13 protein-coding genes are annotated in these 19,443 nt (G+C 72.5%); 7 read left to right on the top strand and 6 right to left on the bottom strand.

From position 1 onward, the window contains the following. Window positions 1-23: 23 nt before the first annotated feature. Window positions 24-2,390 carry a TIM-barrel domain-containing protein gene (locus OO69_RS21680; RefSeq protein ID WP_033282385.1) on the top strand — a complete coding sequence of 789 codons (2,367 nt, stop codon included), beginning with the start codon at window positions 24-26 and terminating at the stop codon, window positions 2,388-2,390. A 2-nt stretch (window positions 2,391-2,392) separates the two neighbouring features. Here OO69_RS21680 and OO69_RS21675 read toward each other — a convergent pair whose 3' ends face one another. Then, a complete protein-coding gene (locus OO69_RS21675) occupies window positions 2,393-2,929 on the bottom strand; it encodes an NUDIX domain-containing protein (protein WP_033282384.1) in 537 nt (178 codons plus the stop codon). A gap of 235 nt (window positions 2,930-3,164) precedes the next feature. On the opposite strand from OO69_RS21675, the gene OO69_RS21670 reads away from it, so the two are divergent. The 5 genes from OO69_RS21670 (at window position 3,165) to glpK (ending at window position 9,182) form a co-directional block, all read left to right on the top strand. Continuing rightward, entirely contained in the window at window positions 3,165-3,590 is a 426-nt protein-coding gene (locus OO69_RS21670) for a Zn-ribbon domain-containing OB-fold protein (RefSeq protein ID WP_033282383.1), read from the top strand. Further along, entirely contained in the window at window positions 3,587-4,777 is a 1,191-nt protein-coding gene (locus OO69_RS21665) for a lipid-transfer protein (protein WP_033282382.1), read from the top strand. Before OO69_RS21670 ends, OO69_RS21665 begins: the two co-directional genes overlap by 4 nt. 100 nt (window positions 4,778-4,877) lie before the next feature. Beyond that, entirely contained in the window at window positions 4,878-6,530 is a 1,653-nt protein-coding gene (locus OO69_RS21660) for a GGDEF domain-containing protein (RefSeq protein WP_033282381.1), read from the top strand. A gap of 334 nt (window positions 6,531-6,864) precedes the next feature. Further along, window positions 6,865-7,590 carry an MIP/aquaporin family protein gene (locus tag OO69_RS21655; RefSeq protein WP_033282380.1) on the top strand — a complete coding sequence of 242 codons (726 nt, stop codon included), beginning with the start codon at window positions 6,865-6,867 and terminating at the stop codon, window positions 7,588-7,590. An 80-nt stretch (window positions 7,591-7,670) separates the two neighbouring features. Continuing rightward, a complete protein-coding gene (gene glpK, locus OO69_RS21650; protein WP_033282379.1) occupies window positions 7,671-9,182 on the top strand; it encodes a glycerol kinase GlpK in 1,512 nt (503 codons plus the stop codon). 102 nt (window positions 9,183-9,284) lie between these two features. On the opposite strand, the gene OO69_RS21645 is transcribed toward glpK, so the two are convergent. The 4 genes from OO69_RS21645 to OO69_RS21630 are packed head-to-tail and all read right to left on the bottom strand — an operon-like array spanning window position 9,285 to window position 13,595. Further along, window positions 9,285-9,890, bottom strand: a complete 606-nt coding sequence (locus OO69_RS21645) for a GTP-binding protein (protein ID WP_033282378.1) — start codon at window positions 9,888-9,890, stop codon at window positions 9,285-9,287. Between the two features lie 49 nt (window positions 9,891-9,939). Next, complete coding sequence (locus OO69_RS21640) at window positions 9,940-10,335, bottom strand: DUF742 domain-containing protein (RefSeq protein ID WP_033282377.1); 396 nt, start codon at window positions 10,333-10,335, stop codon at window positions 9,940-9,942. Window positions 10,336-10,344: 9 nt separating this feature from the next. Continuing rightward, complete coding sequence (locus tag OO69_RS21635; RefSeq protein ID WP_033282376.1) at window positions 10,345-10,776, bottom strand: roadblock/LC7 domain-containing protein; 432 nt, start codon at window positions 10,774-10,776, stop codon at window positions 10,345-10,347. Then, window positions 10,773-13,595 (bottom strand): nitrate- and nitrite sensing domain-containing protein, encoded by a 2,823-nt coding sequence (locus tag OO69_RS21630; protein ID WP_033282375.1) that lies wholly within the window; start codon window positions 13,593-13,595, stop codon window positions 10,773-10,775. The genes OO69_RS21635 and OO69_RS21630 overlap by 4 nt, the downstream gene beginning before the upstream one ends. A 418-nt stretch (window positions 13,596-14,013) precedes the next feature. Between OO69_RS21630 and OO69_RS21625 the strand changes: the two genes are divergently transcribed. Further along, complete coding sequence (locus OO69_RS21625) at window positions 14,014-14,616, top strand: hypothetical protein (RefSeq protein ID WP_033282374.1); 603 nt, start codon at window positions 14,014-14,016, stop codon at window positions 14,614-14,616. A gap of 21 nt (window positions 14,617-14,637) precedes the next feature. Here OO69_RS21625 and OO69_RS21620 read toward each other — a convergent pair whose 3' ends face one another. Then, a complete protein-coding gene (locus OO69_RS21620; RefSeq protein WP_033282373.1) occupies window positions 14,638-19,410 on the bottom strand; it encodes a hypothetical protein in 4,773 nt (1,590 codons plus the stop codon). Window positions 19,411-19,443: the final 33 nt, after the last annotated feature.

The raw sequence follows: 19,443 nt of genomic DNA, 5'->3' as shown, positions 1-19,443 counted from the left end.
CCTGTAATGGCAGGGTGAGCAGCATGGACGGTCGTGACCTGGTGCGTTCGGTGAAGGTGGTCGGTTCGACGGGGGCGGCGCAGGGTTTGCGTACCGTACGGGCGGCGTGGCGCAGGCGGCGTGCCGACGCCACGGGGCTGCCCTCGCGGGGGGCTGAGCGGGCTCGGGTACCCGGCCCCGTGCGTGAGGCCGAGCCGGGGCCGGGCGGCGGGGTCATCCGGTTCAGCCGCTCGGAGCTGCGTATCACCGTCGCCGTGAACGGGGCCGTCTTCTGGGGCTGGGACGGGGCCGCTCCGGAGCCGTCGTACGCGCTCGGCGGGCGGTGTCCCGAACCGGATCCCCGGGCGGTCCTGGAGCCGGACAAGGACGGCGGCTGGCGGGTCGTGGCGGAGCGGGTGACGGTCGCGGTGTCGCGGCACGGCGCGGTCGAGGTGCGTACGCCCGGAGGTGTGACGCTACGTCGGGATCTGCCGCCGCGCTGGTGGGAACCGGTGGGCGGCGGCACGGCGCGCTGGATGCAGCGCTCGGAGGTGGCGGCGGACGCCCGGTTCTTCGGGCTCGGCGGGCGCGCTTCGGGCCCCCGGTTGCGCGACGGGACGTACCGGATGTGGAACACCGACCCCGGGCATGCCTTCACGCCGGGTGACGATCCGCTGTACATCACCATGCCGGTGCAGTTGGTGGTCGCCGACGCGGCCACGCATCTGGTGTTCCACGACACCTCCTGGGACGGCACGGTGACGCTGCGGGAGGGCGAGGAGGGTGCCGGTTCCGGGCACGACCGGGCCGGGGCGTCCGAGTTGCGGATGGACGGCGGTCCGCTGCGCTGCTGGGTCATGGTCGGCACCCCCGCGCGCGTGCTGCACGCCTGGGCCTCGCTCACCGGCGCTCCCGCGCTGCCTCCGGCGTGGGCGTTGGGGCACCATCACGCGCGGTGGGGCTTCGGCAGCGAACAGGAGGTGCGGCGGATCGTCGCCGGATACCAGAAGCACGGTCTGCCGCTGGACGCCGTCCATCTGGACATCGACCACTACGACCGGCACCAGGTGTTCACCGTCGACCACGAGCGCTTCCCCGAACTGCCGGTGCTCGCCGAGGAGTTGCGGCGCGACGGCGTCCGCCTGGTGTCGGTCGTCGACCCCGCGGTGAAGGCCGAGCCGGGAAACGCGGTCTACGACAGCGGGACGGCCGAGGACGCCTTCGTACGGGACGCCTCGGGACGGCTGGTGCGGGGAGTCGTATGGCCCGGGGAGGCCGTTTTCCCGGACTTCACCCACGCGCGTGTGCGTGAGTGGTGGGGCGGGCTCTACAAGGAGCGGCTCGCGCAGGGGTTCTCGGGCTTCTGGCACGACATGAACGAGCCCACGTCGTTCACCGCCTTCGGGGAGTCCACCCTCCCCCGTTCGGCCCGGCACGACCTGGAGGGGCGGGGCGGTGACCATCGCGAGGCGCACAACGTGTACGCGCTGTGCATGGCCAGGGCCGCCTACGAGGCGCTGCGCGAACTGGCCCCCCAGGAGCGGCCGTTCCTCTTCTCGCGCTCCGGGTGGGCCGGGATGCAGGCCTACGGGGGCACCTGGTCCGGCGACGTGGCCACCGGCTGGCCGGGGCTGCGGGCCTCGCTGTCGCTGGTCATGGGGCTCGGGCTGTGCGGGGTGCCGTACTCGGGTCCGGACGTGGGCGGCTTCGACGGGAGTCCGTCGCCCGAGCTGTATCTGCGCTGGTTCCAACTCGGCGCGTATCTGCCGCTGTTCCGCACCCACGCGAGCCTGCGAGCGGGGCGTCGGGAGCCCTGGGAGTTCGGTGCCGAGGTGCTGGAGCACGCGCGCGTGGCGCTCGTCGAACGGCGGCGGCTGCTGCCGTACTTCATGACGCTGGCGCATCTCGCGCGGCGGACCGGGGCGCCGTATGTGCGGCCCCTGTGGTGGGGCGCTCCGGAGGATCGTGCGCTACGGGACTGCGAGGACGCCTTCCTGCTCGGTGACTGTCTCCTGGTGGCGCCGGTCCTCGATCCCGGGTCGGACCGGCGGGCGGTGCAGTTGCCGCGGGGGCGCTGGTACGACACGGAGACGGAGCAGGTCTACGAGGGGCCGGCCCAGATTCTCGTCGACGCCCCGTTGTCGCGGATCCCGGTGCTCGCGCGCGCGGGTGCCGTGCTGCCGGTGCGGGGCGCGGACGGCGGCCTCGAACTGGAGGTGTGGGCGCCCGCCCGGGGTCGGACCGGGGGCGGGCTGGTGGTGCCGGACGCGGGCGACGGCTGGGACGAACCGGAGATCGAACGGTACGTCGCCCGCTGGGAGGGCCGGCGGGTGGTCGTGGAGCGGGAGTCGGAGGACGGCGTGAGCGCGCCGTCCTACCCGGTGCGGGTGCGGGGGCTGGGTGAGGGCTGACCTCAGATGTACCGGCCCTCGAACCAGGCCCTGACGGCCACGGAGTGCAGCGGGAAGGCGAGCTCCTCCGGCCTGCGCAGCAGGTGCCAGCCCTCCGTCTCGTCGGTAGCGACGGACTTGGGCAGCCCCTCGACCGGACGCTCGGGGAGGACCCCGAAGAGCAGGAGATGCCCGTCGGGCGAGCTGATGGCGTCGACGAGCCGTACGTCGCGCGTGGCGGCGTCGATGCCCGTCTCCTCCCTGAGTTCGCGGACGAGGGCCTGCCGCCAGTCCTCGCGGTCGTCGACGTAACCGCCCGGCAGGGCGACGCCTCCGCGCGCGGGGGCGACGGTTCGGGTGATGACGACCAGGGCGGTGCCCTTGGTGTCGTACACGGGCTGGAGTGCGACGGCTACGGGCAGCGGGTTGCGGTACGCGACGGTGCCGCAGGCCGGGCAGGTGCGGGGCCAGCCGGAGACGCCCTCTCCGTAGGGCGATCCGCAGCTCGAACAGTGGCTGTTCGGCCCGGAGTTGGGGACGGAGGCTTGAGTTTCGGACACCCGGCGGACTGTATCCGATCAAGCGGAGGGCGTCTTTCCGGGGGCCGCGCGCGTGAACGGGAAACGGCCGGAACCACCCCCGTGGGCCCCGGCCGTCCCTCCCGGTATCACGACGCCGTAAGTGGCTCGATGGTTCACCGAAACGCCCTGCTCATTTTCCGTTGCCCGTGGCACACTTCTGACGTTCCGTCAGATCCAGTGCTGTGGAGGGACGTTGTCGCGGACACGCACACCTGTGGTCACCGATTGGTTCACCGGGGACGGGGACGACTTCCGGCTCCTCGGCACGCGCTGTTCCGCGTGTGCCTCGGTCTTCTTCCCGCGTGAGGACGGCCATTGCCGCAATCCGGCCTGCGGGGGCGGCGAGCTGGCCGAGGTTCCGCTGTCTCGGCGCGGCCGGGTCTGGTCCTACACGGACAGCCGGTACCGGCCACCGTCACCGTATGTGAGCGATCCGGAACTTCCGTGGGAACCGTACGCGTTGATCGCTGTGGAGCTGGAGTCCGAGCGGATCGTGGTGCTGGGACAGGCGGTTCCCGGGATCACCGTCTCCGATCTGACGGTGGGCATGGAGGTGGAGGTCGTCCCCGGTGTGCTCGGCGAGGACGCGGAGACGACCTGGACGACCTGGCACTGGCGGCCCACGGGGGTGGCGGAATGACGGCGGACGTGGCGGTGCTCGGCGCGGGCATGCACCCCTGGGGGAAGTGGGGGCGCGGCTTCGTCGAGTACGGGACGGCGGCGGCCCGGGCGGCGCTCGCCGACGCCGGGCTGGAATGGCGGGACGTCGGCTCGATCGTCGGCGCGGACACGGTGCGTGGCGGGTATCCCGGGTATGTGGCCGGCGCGACGTTCGCGAAAGCGCTGGGCTGGCAGGGCGCCCGCGTGGCGAGCGTGTACGCGGCGTGCGCGTCCGGGGCGCAGGCCGTCAACGCGGCGCGGGCGCAGATCCTTTCGGGGCTCGCGGACGTGGTCCTGGTCGTGGGCGCCGATGCCGCGCCCAAGGGGTTCTTCCGGCCGGCCGGCGGCGAGCGGCACGACGATCCGGACTGGCTGCGCTTCCGGGTCCTCGGGGCGACGAACCCGACGTACTTCGGGCTGTACGCGCGCAGGCGGATGGCCCTCTACGGGGACACCCCGGAGGACTTCGCCCAGGTCAAGGTGAAGAACGCGGCCCTGGGGGCGCTGAATCCGTACGCGCGCTACCGCAAGCGGGTCTCCGCCGAGGAGGTCGCCGCCTCCGCGGTGGTCTCCGATCCGCTGCGGCTGCTGGACATCTGCGCCACCTCGGACGGCGGGGCCGCCCTGGTCCTGTCCAGCATGGAGTTCGCGCGCCGGCACGCAGCCGCGGACCCGGTGCGGATCCGGGCGGTGTCCACGGTGACGCCGCGCTATCCCAACACGGTGCTGGACCTCCCGGACATCGCCACGGACTCCGCGGCGGCGGTGGCACCCCCGGACGAGACGTTCCGGGCGTCGATCGCACGCGCGGCCTACGAGGAGGCGGGCGTCGGCCCCGAAGAGCTCTCCCTGGCCGAGGTGTACGACCTGTCCACCGCCCTGGAGTTGCAGTGGTACGAGGATCTGGGGCTGTGCGCCGAGGGCGAGGGCGCCAAGCTGCTCCGGGAAGGTGCGACGGCCCTGGGCGGGCGCATACCGGTGAACGCGAGCGGCGGGCTGGCCTCCTTCGGGGAGGCGGTTCCGGCGCAGGCGATCGCCCAGGTCTGCGAGCTGACATGGCAGTTGCGAGGCGACGCGGGTGACCGGCAGGTCGCGGGGGCGCGGGTGGGGCTCACCGCGAACCAGGGGCTGTTCGGGCACGGGTCGGCGGTGCTCGCCGTGCGGTGACCGACGGCGCACCGCGCACACGGTGTGATCAGGCCGCAAGGCTGCGTGAACGTCTTATGAACTGGGCCTGGGCGTACGCCGGTGGCGTCATCATGCTGCCGTGCGCTCCTCGACGGACACCCTCCGCTTCGCCTTCCAGCCGGTGGTCAATCTGACCACCGGTGGCGTCGCGGGCCTGGAGATCCTCCTCCGGCCGGAGACCGGGGACATCCTGGCCGAGGCCCGCCGCGACCCCGAACTCGACGGCAGGCTGGCCGTGTTGGCGGTCCGCGCCGCCGCGCGCAAGGAGACGCTGCTCCCGCTGCACATCAACGTGTTCGCCGGCACCCTCGCGGACCTCGGCGGGCTCACCCCGCTGCACAGCGCGGTGCGCGAGGCGGGGCGGCTGCCGTGGGAAGTCACGATCGACATCGTCCCGCCGTACACGCACGTGCCCCAACGGGCGCTCCTGGAGGCGGTGTCCGAGCTGCGCGGCCAGGGGTTCCGGATCTGCGCGGACGGCGTCGGCGACGGTGACGTACCCCTGCGGCTGCTCACGGATCTCGCGCCCGACCTGGTGAAGCTCGACGCGTCGCTGCTGGAGCGGCCGGCCGCGGTGCGGGCGATGCGGACCCTGTGCGAGCAGTTGGGCGCCCTGCTGTCCGTGGAGGGCGTCGAGACCGAGACGCAGTGCGCGACCGCGCGGGCGGCCGGAGCCCAGTTGGCGCAGGGCGAGCTGTTCGCGCCGCCGACGCGGATCCCCGCGGCGGACGTATACGTTCCGCCCCGCGCCCCCGGACTCGCGACGACACCGCCGTCGGGGCCCTGGGTGCGGGAGTTCGTCCGGCCGGCCGCGCTGCTGCCCGACACCGCGTCCGCCGGTCAGGTGCGGGCGCTGCTGACGGGCTCGCCGGACGTGTCCGGGGTGGTGCTCGTGGACCGGGACGGGGTGCCGGTCCGGTCGGTGCACCGGTCGCGCTTCCTGCTGTCGATGTCGGGGCGCTACGGGCATGCCCTGTACGCCGACCGGCCCGCCGCCAAGCTCGGCGACGTGCCGCGGACGGTCGGCGTCGACGCGACCGCGTGGGAGGTCCTGGACGTCGTCGCGGTCGGCGACGCGGACCGTACGTCGGACGATGTGGCGGTGGTCGACCGCTACGGGCGGTGCGTCGGCGTCGTACGACTCGCGGATCTGGTGCGGGCGTTGGCCGAGACGCGCGTCGAGGAGGCGGCCGGGCTCAATCCGCTGACCAGGCTGCCCGGTTCGGACGCGATCACCGGTGAGGTGGACCGGCGGATCGCGGACGGGCGGACGTTCGCGCTGAGTTGGCTGGATGTCGACCACTTCAAGCAGGTCAACGACGGAGCCGGGTTCGCGGCGGGCGACGAGTTGATCCGCGCGGTCGGGCGGGCGCTGCAGCAGGAGGCGACCGCGCACACGCGCGTGGGGCACATCGGCGGGGACGACTTCCTGGTGCTCACCGATCCGGAGGGGCTGCATCCGCTGGCCGCCGCCGTGCTCGACGTGCCCTGGGAGGCGGGCGGCAGGGCCGTGACGCTGTCCTTGGCCACCGTGCTGTGCGTGCCGGGCAGTGTGGCCGACCACCGGCAGGCGGCCGCGTGTCTGGCGCCGCTGAAGAAGGCCGCGAAGGCGCTGGACGGCACGAGTTGGGTGCTGGGCCGGGCGGAGCGGGGCGAGTACGAGATCCTGCGCGGATCGCATGTGACGCCCGCACAGGCCTCCCGCACGGCGGCGGAGTCCCCCGGGCGCTGACCGCGGCCCAGAGGCGTCCTACGGGGCTTGAGAGGCCGTCAGGGCGGGTGTCACCGTTGGCGTCCGCGACCTTGACGCTCCACAGGCACCGGTGAACACTTCCCGGTGTCGGTCGACATCGCCGTACATTCTCGGCGTACCAGGCACTGCGCCGCGCGGGCTCCGCCTGCGCTCAGGCCCACTCCCACGGGCGATTCGACTGCGACGGCACGCTCGTCACGGACGCCGGGCGGGGCTCGGGACCCTCCCTGCCTTCGGCTGAAGTCGCCAAGGGAACCGCACCCTGCACGGAGGACCGGGGCCGACCGTCCCGGGCGAGGGCCTAGGAGCCGCCATGAGCAATGGAGACATATTCCTCGGTGAGGTCATCGGCACCGCGATCCTGATCCTCTTCGGCGCCGGCGTGGTCGCCGCCGTCGTACTGAACTACTCCAAGGCACAGAACTCCGGCTGGATCGTCATCGCGTTCGGCTGGGGCTTCGGCGTGATGGCCGGGGCGTACACCGCGGCGCCGCTGTCCGGCGGGCAGCTCAACCCCGCGGTCACGATCGGCATCGCCATCGACACCGGGAAGTGGGACAAGGTCCCGCTCTACATCGCGGGGCAGATGGTCGGCGCCATGCTCGGCGCGGTGCTGTGCTGGCTCGTCTACTACGCGCAGTTCCAGGCCAACGCCGAGGAGGAGATGGCGCAGCCCACGCTCGGGATCTTCTCCACCACGCCCACGATCCGCAATGTCGTGGCGAACCTGATGACGGAGATCATCGCGACGATCGCGCTGGTGCTGCCGATCCTGGCCTTCGGGCTCACCAAGGGACTCGGTACGTCCGGCACGGCGGTACTGGTCGTGTCCTTCCTGGTGGTCGGCATCGGTCTGTCGCTGGGCGGTCCCACCGGGTACGCCATCAACCCTGCGCGTGACCTGGGCCCGCGCATCGTCCACGCGCTGCTCCCGATCCCGAACAAGGGCACCTCGGACTGGGGTTACGCGTGGATCCCGGTGGTGGGACCGCTGATCGGCGGGGCGCTCGCCGGAGTCATCTTCAACGCAGCCTTCTGACAACGGTCTTCCGAAAGCAGCCCTCCGAAGGACCGGAGCAGTCCCCCGGAGGATCCGAAGGACACGACAAAGGGGTCGTCATGACGGACAGGTTCGTCGCCGCAATCGACCAGGGCACCACCTCAAGCCGCTGCATCGTCTTCAACCAGGACGGCGCGATCGTCGCCGTCGACCAGCGTGAGCACCGCCAGATCTTCCCCAAGCCGGGCTGGGTGGAGCACGACGCCACCGAGATCTGGTCCAAGGTGCAGGCGGTGGTCGCCGGGGCGATCGCCAAGGCGGGACTGCGCGCCGACCAGCTCAGCGCGCTCGGCATCACCAACCAGCGTGAGACGACGGTCCTTTGGGACCGCGCCACCGGCAAACCCGTGCACAACGCGATCGTGTGGCAGGACACCCGCACCGCGGCCCTCTGCAAGCAACTGGGCGGTTCGGACGGCCCGGACCGCTTCCGCGAGCAGACCGGACTGCCGCTCGCCAGCTACTTCTCCGGCCCCAAGGCGGCCTGGCTGCTCGACAACGTGCCCGGCCTCAGGGACCGCGCCGAGCGCGGCGAGATCGCCTTCGGAACGATCGACTCCTGGCTCATCTGGAACCTCACCGGCGGCACCGACGGCGGCAAACACGTCACCGACGTGACCAACGCCGGGCGCACCATGCTGATGAACCTGGAGACCCTCCAGTGGGACCCGTCCATCCTCTCCGCGATGAACGTCCCCGAGGCGATCCTCCCCGAGATCAAGTCCTCCGCCGAGGTCTACGGCACCGCGGTCGGCCAACTCGCGGGCGTGCCCATCGCGTCGGCCCTCGGCGACCAGCAGGCCGCCGTGTTCGGACAGGCCTGCTACGACGTGGGCAACGCGAAGAACACCTACGGCACGGGCAGCTTCCTGCTGCTCAACACCGGGAACCGGCCCGTCCCTTCGAAGAACGGGCTGCTGACGACCATGGGCTACAAGATCGGCGGGGAGGCGCCGGTCTACTGCCTGGAGGGCTCAATTGCCATAACGGGCGCGCTCGTCCAGTGGTTCCGGGACCAACTCGGCATCATCCGCAACGCCGACGAGATCGAGACCCTCGCCGCGAGCGTGGACGACAACGGTGGCGCGTACATCGTGCCCGCGTTCTCCGGCCTGTTCGCCCCCTACTGGCGCTCCGACGCGCGCGGAGTCGTCACCGGGCTGACCCGGTACGTCACGAAGGCGCACCTCGCGCGGGCGGTGCTGGAGGCGACGAGCTGGCAGACGCGCGAGGTCGTGGACGCCATGTTCCAGGACTCCGGGGTGCAGATCACCACCCTGAAGGTGGACGGCGGCATGACCAAGAACAACCTCCTGATGCAGCACCAGGCGGACGTCCTCGACGTACCGGTGATCCGGCCCAAGGTCTCCGAGACGACCTGCCTGGGCGCCGCCTACGCGGCCGGGCTCGCCACCGGGGTGTGGAACGACCTGGACGAGCTCAAGGCGCACTGGCAGAAGGACGTCGAGTGGACGCCCTCCATGGAGGCGTCGGTACGGGACCGCGAGTACCACAACTGGCGCAAGGCGGTGGAGAAGAGCTTCGGCTGGGAGGAGGACGGCGACAACTAGGCACACGCGCGTGGGTCGTTCACGAGGCACACGCGCGTGCGTGTCGTTCCGCGAGCTGCGGCCCGTACCCCGGTCGGCGGGGGTACGGGTCGCGCCCGTGCCTCAACTCGTGACGCTCTGGCGGCGCTTCGCGCCGTAGGCCATCGCGTGCTGGACGACCTCGATGAGGACCTCCTTGACCGACGCGCGGTCGCGCGCGTCGCAGAGCATGAGGGGGACGTCCTCGTCGAGGTCCAGGGCCTGGCGTACGGCGTCCACGGGGTAACGGTCCGCGCCCTCGAAGCAGTTGACGCCGACGACGAAGGGTATGGAGCGCCGCTCGAAGTAGTCGAGGGCTGCGAAGCAGTCCTCCAGGCGGCGGGTGTCGGCGAGCACCACGGCGCCGAGCGAGCCCTCGGAGAGCTCGTCCCACATGAACCAGAACCGCTCCTGGCCTGGCGTACCGAAGAGGTACAGCACCAGGTCATCCCGCAGGGTGATACGGCCGAAGTCCATGGCCACGGTGGTGGTGTGCTTGCCCTCCACCCCGCTGGTGTCGTCGACCGGACGCCCCGCCTCGGTGAGCAACTCCTCCGTGCGCAGCGGCCTGATCTCGCTGACCGCGCCGACGAGGGTGGTCTTGCCCACGCCGAAGCCGCCGGCCACCAGGATCTTGAGCGTGACGGGCTCGACCGGAGGCTTGCCTCGCTCAGTACGCCCGAAGATCATCGGTCTTTTCTCCTGCTTGATGAGGTAGGGGTGCGGTGGCTCGCGCCGCTCACAGGGCCCGGAGGCCGGAGATCACGTCGCGCAGAATACTCTCGTCCACCAGTTCGGCCGGGGGTACGGGACGTGACACATGGACGAGTTCGCCGTCCACGAGATCGCCGATGAGGACCCGTATCACCCCGATGGGCAGGTCGAGTTCGGCGGCGAGTTCGGCGACCGACTGCGGGGCGTCACGGCAGAGACCGACGATGTCCACGTGCTCCGGGGACAGCGTCTGGTCCGCTTCCGAGTCGTCCTCGTGGGACTCCGCGATCACCACCGCGATGAGGTCGAGGCGGTGCTGGGCCGCACTGGTGGTGCGGCCGCGCGTCATCGCGTACGGCCTGACGACCGGTCCGGCCTCGTCGTCGAACCAGTGGCTTCTTCCCTGACCGTCTCCGCTCATGTCACTCCACTACCCGCCGGAGGACACGTCGGTGCGCGGAGCGGCCCCCAGATGCACACCGACCCGCTTCACGAGCAGGGTCATCTCGTAGGCGACCTGTCCGACGTCCGAGTCGGCGTCCGCGAGGACGGCGAGGCAGCTGCCGTCACCCGCGGCCGTCACGAACAGGAAGGCCTCGTCGAGTTCGACGACCGTCTGCCGCACGCTGCCCGCCTCGAAGTGGCGGCCGACGCCCTTGGCGAGGCTGTGGAAGCCGGAGGCCACGGCGGCCAGGTGTTCGCTGTCCTCGCGGGTCAGGTCCTGGGACACGCCGGTGGCGAGGCCGTCGCCGGAGAGCACGATGGCCTTGCGGATGCTGGCGACGCGCTCGACGAGGTCGTCGAGGAGCCAGTTCAGCCCGCGCTGGTCGGTGCTGTGGCCGGTCGCCTTCGGTGCGGTCATCGACCGTCCCCCTTAGTTCCTTGTGCTGTGCCGCCTCGGGCGTCGTCGCCCTCGGCGTTCTCCTCGCGGCCGCGCTGCCAGCCGCGCTGGAGCGAGGCCATACGGCTGCGCACCTCGTCGGCGTCGCGCTCGGCGACCTCCGCCGGGCTCGCGGCGCGCCGCTCGGGGTCCTGTTTCAGCTGCGGGGCCAGATTGGCCTGACGTACGCGTCTGGGCAACGCTCCGGTGCTCGGCGGGGTGTCGGAGTCCGGTGCGCCGGCCGCGAGTTCGGCCCGCCGGGTGCGCCTGGGGAGTGCGGGCGTCTCGGGCGGTTCGCCGAGTCCGCGCCCCGGGGAGGCGGGGGGCTGCGCGGAGTCGGCACGCCCCCCAGGGACGTCGGTACGGCGCCGTAGCGGCGTGTCACCGCGACGCCGGGCAGGGAGCGGTGCGGGGCCGTCCGCTTCCGGTCCGCCCAGGGTCGGTGCCGTGGCGGGGCCGTCGAAATCGGCCTCTACGGAGTCCCCCGTCTCGCGTCGGGAGCGCTGCTCGACGACCGGGCGTCCATGGGAGCTGACCAGCTTGGGCGTACGGCGTCGGGGCAGCGGAAGCGGCTCGCCGCGGTGACCGTCCGCGTCGGCGTCGGGGACCTGTTGATGCGCGTCTACGGGGCGTACGGGGGCGAGATCGTCCCTGTGGGTGGAGGCCCGACGGGGGCGGAAGATCCCGCCGCGCTCACCGTCCTCGTCGTCGAGCCCGTTCGGGAAGCCTTCGAGGGCGTCCAGGTCGACGGGCGCTTCCAGTTCGACCGGTCCGTCCAGGAGGGCGGGCGGCAGGCCGGGCAGCTTCACGGGCATCTGGGAGAGCGCGGAGCGGCGGCTCTCCTCCAGCTCGGCCTCCTTCGACGGCCGGGGCCGGTCGAGGCGGAAGCCGATGCCGTTGGTGTCGGGGACCTCGTCGCTCAGCAGGGCGTCCGGGATGAACACGACGGCGGTGGTGCCGCCGTACGGCGAGGGCTGGAGCGAGACGCGGACGTTCTGCCGCTGGGCGAGCCGGCTGACCACGAACAGGCCGAGGCGGTCGGTGTCGGAGAGTTCGAACTCCGGTGTCTCGGCGAGCCGCAGATTGGCGTCCAGGAGTGCCTCGGCCGCCATGCCGAGGCCGCGGTCGTTGATCTCCAGGGTGAAGCCGTTGGCGACCCGCTCTCCCAGGACCTGGACCGCGGTGTGCGGCGGGGAGAACACCGTGGCGTTCTCCAGGAGTTCGGCCACGAGGTGGGTGAGGTCCGCCACGGCGGGGCCGGTGACGGCGATGCGCGGCAGCCGGCGGACCTCGATGCGCTCGTAGTCCTCGACCTCGGCGACGGCCGCGCGGACGATGTCCATGAGCTGGACCGGTTTGCGCCACTGCCGGGACGGGGCAGCCCCGGAGAGGATCACCAGGCCCTCGGCGTGACGGCGCATACGGGTCGTCAGGTGGTCGAGGCGGAACAGGTCGGCGAGTTCGTCGGTGTCCTCGGTCCTGCGCTCCATGGTGTCGAGCAGGGTGAGCTGCTTGTGCAGCAGGACCTGGCTGCGGCGGGCGAGGTTGACGAAGACCTCGGAGACACCAGAGCGCAGTTCGGCCTGCTTGACGGCGGCCTCGACCGCCGCGCGCTGCAAGGTGTTCAGGGCCTGGCCGACGTCGCCGATCTCGTTGCGGTCGTACTCCAGGCGCGGGACCTCGGTCTCCACGTCGACCACTTCGCCGACGGACAGGCGGCGCATCACGCTGGGCAGCCTGACGCCGGAAGCCTCGTGGGCGTCCAGGCGCAGTTGGCGCAGGTCGCGGATGAGGCCGCGGCCGATACGCACCGACAGGAAGAGCGAGAACAGGAGGGCGATCAGCCCCAGGACACCGGCGACGGCCGCCTTGAGGATGACCCTCATCGCGACCGGGCGAACACGGTCCTGGTAGCGGTCGTTGGCCTGGTCGTCGAGGGTGCCGAGCTTGGCCAGCACCGCGCCGGCCGCGGTGTTCCAGGTCTGCGCGGTGACGTTGCGGGGCATGCCGGACGTGGTGGAGGCGGCGGCCTGTTCGGCCACGCGCAGCGGGGCGCTGGCCGCGTTCCTCCAGAAGCGTTCGAAGTGGCCGCGCTCCGCGGCGGGCAGCAGCGGCAGGTTGACGTCGTACATCAGGGTGCGCTGGGCGACCAGGTCGGAGACGTCGCGGGTCTCGTCCCGGGTGAGCTTGCCGACGACCAGGGAGGAGCCGAGCAGGGCGTCCTCACGGGAGAGGAACTCCCGCGCGCGGGCGAGGTTCACGAGGGCGCGGTACTGCTTGTCCATCTCGACGTTGTCGACGACATGGAGGTTGGACAGCAGCACGTAGCACGGGTCGACGAGGTGGTTGTAGAGACCGAGGGCCTGGGCGCGGTCGACGGTGCCGTCGTCGACGCTGCGCCGCAGCGACTGGAGCCCGTCGAACGCGTCGAGGACGGCGGCGACACGGCTGTCGGTGGCCTGCCCCATCGCGTCGCGCACGTCCGGGTTGTCGGCGTTCTTGCGGATCTTGGCGACGGCCGCGTCGGTCGCGGCGCGGCTGCGCCTGAGATCGGTGGGCCCGTCGGCGGCGCGCGGGTCGGCGAGATAGACGAGCGACTGCCGGCGTTCCTGCTGGATGACCCGGACGGTGTCCTCGGTGGGATAGCCGATCTTCTCGACGACCGACGACACGTCGAACAGGTCCCCGGCCGCCCGGCCGGTGAGGACCGTGGCGAACGCCCAGATCGCGGTCAGGGACACGAGCGGCACGAGAAGGAGCGCCACGATCTTCCGGCGGATGGACTTCCCGCGAAAGCGCATGGCCTCCCCCAGCTGGACCCCCGCCGGCCGGGGGCACACATGTACGTCAACAAACGGCGCGAGCCTACTACTGACACAGAGGTAACTCGAAGAGCTGTCCGGAGCGTGAACTTCCGCAACAGTGACCGGACATGGGGAGTTGTCGGGTCATTGCGGGAGATTGCCGCCCCGATATCCCCGGGATCACCACACCCCGTCCGATCGGTCCACTTGGCCAGTTGGCCGGAATTTTTCGTCCGTTGGGAATCTTCGTGGCATGTTGTTCGTCTTTCTCTACGGGACATGGGGGCGGAACCGGCCACACGAGCCGCATCCGCAACCGTGCGGCGTAAAACAGCGCAAGCCGGGCACCCACTGGGGAGACGGAGTCTTCGGACTCCGGGGCGAGTGGTGTACCGGCGGTGGGGAGGACACGTTGATGGGCACGGCGGAGCGGCAAGAGGCGCTTGAGGACGGCGTGGCGGCGCGGTCGACGGCGCAGCGGCGCCGTGAGGCACCGGATCGCGACATGGCGGCAGACGGTGGCACGACGACGGGCGGCGGCGCGGCCCACAGGGACGCGGACGAGCGGACGAGCGCGGATTTCGACGAGCCGCGCTCGGCCCGCGCTACAGGGCAACAGCAGGAGTACTACCGGCCGTTGTGGATCGAGGAGCCCGCGCGTCGGCGCCGGCTGCCCGATCCGGTGCGTACGGCGGCCGTGCGGGCGGTGATCATCATCGCGGTGACGCTGATCCAGGCGACGGTTGCCTTCCTGTGCACGATGGCCGGGTCCTGGCTGGCGTTCCCGATGGTGATCAGCAGCGTGGTGAGCACGGTGGTGGCCACCTGGGGCGCCCTGGACGTGTGGGTGACCCGCCAGATGTGGAACCAGCGCAACGGCGTGGTCTCGGAGCCCAGCAGCACCGCGAGGGCCCTCCGCCGCGAGCGGCGTCGGGCCCAGCGTCAGGCGCGGTCCAGCGAGCGTGCCCAGGAGCGGATAGCCCGCAAGAGCGGCGCCGGGCAGCTGTCCCACTCCTGAGGCTCGCCTGCGGGCAGTTCGCTACGGAGCGATCGGCGCCGGGCGCTTGAACATCCGGGTCGCCGTGATCTCGCTGTGCACCGACTCACCCTCTCCGGCGGGGGCCTGCTGCGGCAGCCCCGGCCGGAGGTGCTCCTCCACGCTGATGTACTTGAGGCCCGCCCTCAGGTCGGCGTCGTTGCGCAGCCGGATGACCAGCGGGAACTCGGCCAGTGCCGTGGTGTCGAACAGGCCGGTGGTGTACAGGAGTTGGACCCCGAGCGCGTCGGACACGGCGCGCTGCAGCTCCAGCAGATACGTCGCGTTGGCCCGCCCGATGGGGTTGTCGAGGAAGAGTGTGCCGGCGTGCCGGTGCTTGTCGCGGCCCCGGTCGTTCGAGCGCAGCGCGGCCATCGTGCAGTACAGGGCGATGGCCGCGGTGAGCAGCTGACCGCCGGAGAAGACGTCGCCCATCTGCCCGACGGGCACCCGCTCGGCGCGCAGGACGGCGTCCGGCTTGAGGATCTCGACGGCGACACCCTTGGGTTCAAGGGCGGCCCCAACTCCCCGCAGCAGCAGGGACATTCCGTCGCGCCGCATGTCGGAGTTCTTCTTCACCGCGGCCCGGGTCGCCTCGTCGACGACCACACCGAGCCGCTCGGTGAGCGTGGCCTGGTCGGGCTCCTCGAAGCGGATCCGCAGGAACTCCTGGCCGGACCACTCGCCGAGCCCCTCGGGCAGCCGGGACAGCCGCTGCGCGGACCGCAGGGTCGCCAGCGCCGACTCGACGAGCCCGCGGAGCCGGTCCACGATCGAGTCGCGGTTGCGCTCCAATTGCGCCAACTCGTCGGTGAGGACCCGGAGTCGGGGCGCGAAGGCGTCGGCCCACTTCTGCGCGTGCTCGGGCAGCGCGGACGCGGGCAGCTCGCGGATCTGCTGCCGCGCGGGGGTCCGTACCTGCTCGTAGCGCGTGGAGTTGGCGTGCCGCACGAGCACATCGCTCGCCTCGCGTACGGCGGCCTCGGCGGCGGACAGATCGGCGGCGCAGCCGCGCAGCGAGCGGCGGGCCTCGGCGGCGGAGTGCCGGGCCTCCTCCACGCTGCCGGGGTACGGCTCGGGCTCCTCCTGCTCCTCGTCCGAGGAGTGCTCGCGCATCAGGTCCCGGAGCATCGCGGCGGTCTCGTCGAAACCGCCGGCCCCGTCCTCGGCGGCGCGATGCGCGTCGAGGAGTTCGGCGTGCGCCTCGCGGGCCTGGCCCAACGCGTCGGTGCGGGAGCCGAGTTCGGCGGTCGCGGTGCGCAGCAGGGCCTGGGCGTGCTCGGCGTCGCGCGGGACGAGTTCCTCGGCCAGCTCGGTGTGCGCCTCGCCGTCCTCGGGCGCGTGCCGCTCGGCCTCGCCGCGCAGCCGCCCGAGCTGCTCGCTCGCGGTCGAGACCCGGGTCTCCAGCAACTGCACCAGTTCCTCGGCACGCGCCGCGGCGGCCTGCCGGGACGGCCCGTCGGAGCCGTCGGGTGACTCCAGCAACTGCGCCGCGCGCGTGCGGACCTTGTTGCTGAGCCGGTCCAACTCCGCGATCGCCGCGCTCTCGTCGCTCTCCGCCCGCGCCTGCTCGGCCCGCAGATCGGCGCCGACGCCGACCTTCTCGTAGAGCTGCGAGGCGGCCCGGTAGGCCTCACGGAGGGCGGCCAGCGCGGGCTTGGGGGCGTCCGGGTCGTCTTCCGGTACGTCGTCGGGGGCGCCCGCGATCTCGGAGCGCTCGGCGCGCAGCGCACGGGCCGTGCGGCGGGCGTCGTCGGCGGCGCGCTGGGCGGCACGGCGGTCCTCGTCGGCGGCGCGGGCGCGCTCCAGGCAGGACTGGGCGCGGGCCTCCGACTCAGCTGCCTCGTCGGCCAGTTCACGGAGTTTGACCTGCCAGCCGGCGCGTTCCCGCAGCCGGAAGGCGAGTCCGGCGAGGGCGTCGGCGGCGCGCCGGGCCTTCTGCGCGGCCTCCTGCCGCTCGTCACGCACCTGGGCGGCCTCGGCGGCGACCTCATCCGCCTCCGCCCGCACGGTCCGCGCCTCGGCGAGCTCGGCCTCGGCCTCCTCGGCGAACGCGCGCGTGTCCCGCGCGGCCTGCGCCAGCTCGACCAGCCGCCCGCTCGGGCAGCCGGTGCGCCAGGACGCGAGCCGCGCCGCCAGCTCCCGGTCCTTGCCGAGCCGCGCGGCGAGCGTACGGATCTCCTCGTCCCGCTGCCCCGCCCGCGCGCGCAGCGCCTGCCGCTCCTCGTCGGCGGCGTGCTCGTCGTGCATGGCCGGGTTCGGCGGTACGAGAAAGACGTCGCTGCTCTGCGCGTCGGGCGCCGGGGTCGGAGCGAGCAGGGCGGCGGCCGTACCGACCGCCACGGCGGAACGGGGCAGCAGGGCCGCGTCGTTGAGGGCCTCGCGGGCACGCGCGTGCGTGTCCGGGTCGGTGATGATCACGCCGTCGACCAGCTCGGGCCGGGCGGCGAGCACGCGCGCGTGGTCGGTGGGGTCGACGGCCTGGGCGAGGTAACGCCAGCCGGGCAGCGCGGGGATGCCGTGCTCGCCGAGGTACTCCACGGTGGCCAGCACGTCCGGGCCTGGCGGCAGCAGCCCGCCGTCACCGAGCGCCCCGAGGATCCGGGAGTCGTCGGCTGCGGCGGTACGCAGGTCGAAGAGGTTCCGCTCGGCGGAGGAGACCCCGTCGTCGAGCAGCTCGCGCCACTCGTCGGCGAAGCGGTCGAGTTCCTCGGGGGTGAGAGGGCCGTCGGCGAGGGGACGGGCGGCCGAGGCGGCGGAACGGCCGCTTCCTGCAACGCCGTTGGCCGAAACACCGGTTCGTGCGTCCGACTCGTCACCGGCACCGGCGTCGCCCTCAGTACCGTGACCGGCACGGCCTACGGCCCCGTCCCCCGCGCGCTCGCCACCTGCACCACGCGGCACCGGCACACCACCGCCCACGGCACCAGCGGCAGGCAAGCTGAGCAGCTCAGCCAGGCGCTCCTCCCCCGCCAGCCCCTCGGCGAGGCGCCGCTCCGCGTCGTAGGTCCGCTCGGCGGCGGTGGCGGCGTCGGACGCGCGGGCCGCCGTCAACTCCGCGCGGGACTCGGCGGAAGCGGCCTCGCGCGCGTGCTCGGAGGCCTTGCGGGATGCCTCGCGTGCGGTGTCCCAGGAGGCCACGGCGGTCTTCTCGGCGTCGCTCGCGGCGAGGGCCGCGCGGGCCGGGTCGGCGTCGGGGGCGCTGTCGTCGAGCCAACCGGCGCGCACCGCCTCGGCGGTCTCCTGCTCGACCTCGGACAGGCGCTGACGCAGATGCCCGACCTCGCTGCGGGCGCGCTGCGCCTCGGTGGCGGCGGAGGTCGCGTCCCGGTGCGAGGTCTCGCCGACCTCCTGGAGCTCGGCGGAACGCTCCTCGCCCTCGTTGGCGAGGTTCTCGGCGCTCTCGGCGGCCGAGTGCAGGGCCCGTACGAGATCGACGGCGGCCTTGGCGCGGGCGGCGAGCGCCGGTGCCGCGTCCCGCTCGGCCTCGCGGATGGCGACGGCCACGCGCGCGGAGCGGTCGGCGGCGGCGCGATGCCGTAGGACCGCCTCGGCGGCCTGCCAGGCGGCGTGCAGGGTGCGGGCGTCGGCCAGCTCGCGCTTCTGTGCGGCGGCGGACTTCTCCATGGTGGCGAGTGCCAACGAGGCGTGCCGGTAAGCGAGTTCGGCGGCGATCAGCGCGCTGCGCTCCCGCGCCCCCTCGGCGTGGGTGACGGCGGACGCGGCGGCGGTGACCCGCTGGGCGAGGTCGGCGGCCCGCACCCGCTCCTGCGCGCCCCGCGCGGACAGCCGCCGGGCCAGGGTGCGCGTACGGCGCTCGGCGCCGGCGTGGATGTCACGCGCGCGTGCCCGTGCCTCGGCGGCCTCGACGATCCGGCCGAGCAGATCCACGGAACCGGCCGTGAAGTCCCGCTCGGCGATCAGCTCGGCCCGTCGCCCCAGCTTGTTGCCGAAGCCGCCGACCAGGTCGGCGAGGCCGTCGGTGTCCCGGGTGTCGGTGACCGCGCGGAGCAGCAGGTCGGTGAAGTCGGAGTCCTTCTTCACGGCGAAGAGACCAGCGGCCTCGCCCTCGTCGGCGTTCATCTCCCGCTGGTAGCGGAAGAGTTCGGGGTCGAGGCCGAGGTCGCCGAGGTGCTCGATCCAGCGGTCGTGGATCTCCTCCCAGTGCACTTCGAGGTGCGGATACGCCTTGCCCGCCTCGGTGATGGCGTCCCGGAAGCCCTTCATGGTGCGCCGACGGCCCTGCGCGCCGGACGCGCCCTCGACGGGCGGCCGTACGGAAGTGGCCTCGGCGACGGGGAGGTTGTCCAGGCTGAGCCCCGGCCCGGGCCGGAACGAGTACCAGGCCTCGGCGAACTTCCGCGGGTCGTTGGAGACTTGGCGCCCCCGCCACTCGCTGACCTTGCCGACGACCACGCACTCGCCGGTCAGCGTGTGCTGCCACTCCAGGGCGACATGGCCGCAGTCGTCCGCGAGGAGGAACTTGCGCAGCACACCGGAACTCGCGCCGCCAAGGGTGTTGCGATGTCCCGGCAGCATCACGGAGAAGATCAGCTTGAGCAGGACGGACTTGCCGCCGCCGTTCTCCAGGAAGAGCACGCCGGCGGGCGCGGGGCGGCGCGGCGGCCCGACGGGCTCGTCCTCGAAGAACTCCGCCTGGGTGGGCGCGGGGTCGGGCACGGGCTGGCCCACGCCCCGCAGGTCAAGCACGGTGTCGGCGTAGCGCGCACCGGCGGGCCCGATGGAGTAGAGGCGGACCCGGGACAGCTCGTACATGGCGGACTCTCGTCGTAAGTCTTCGGCAGGTGG

It is taken from the genome of Streptomyces sp. NRRL F-525 (assembly GCF_000716605.1).
GTDB lineage: Bacteria > Actinomycetota > Actinomycetes > Streptomycetales > Streptomycetaceae > Streptomyces.
The sequence above is the reverse complement of the archived record's forward strand: the minus strand, read 5'-3'. Positions and strand labels throughout refer to the sequence as shown.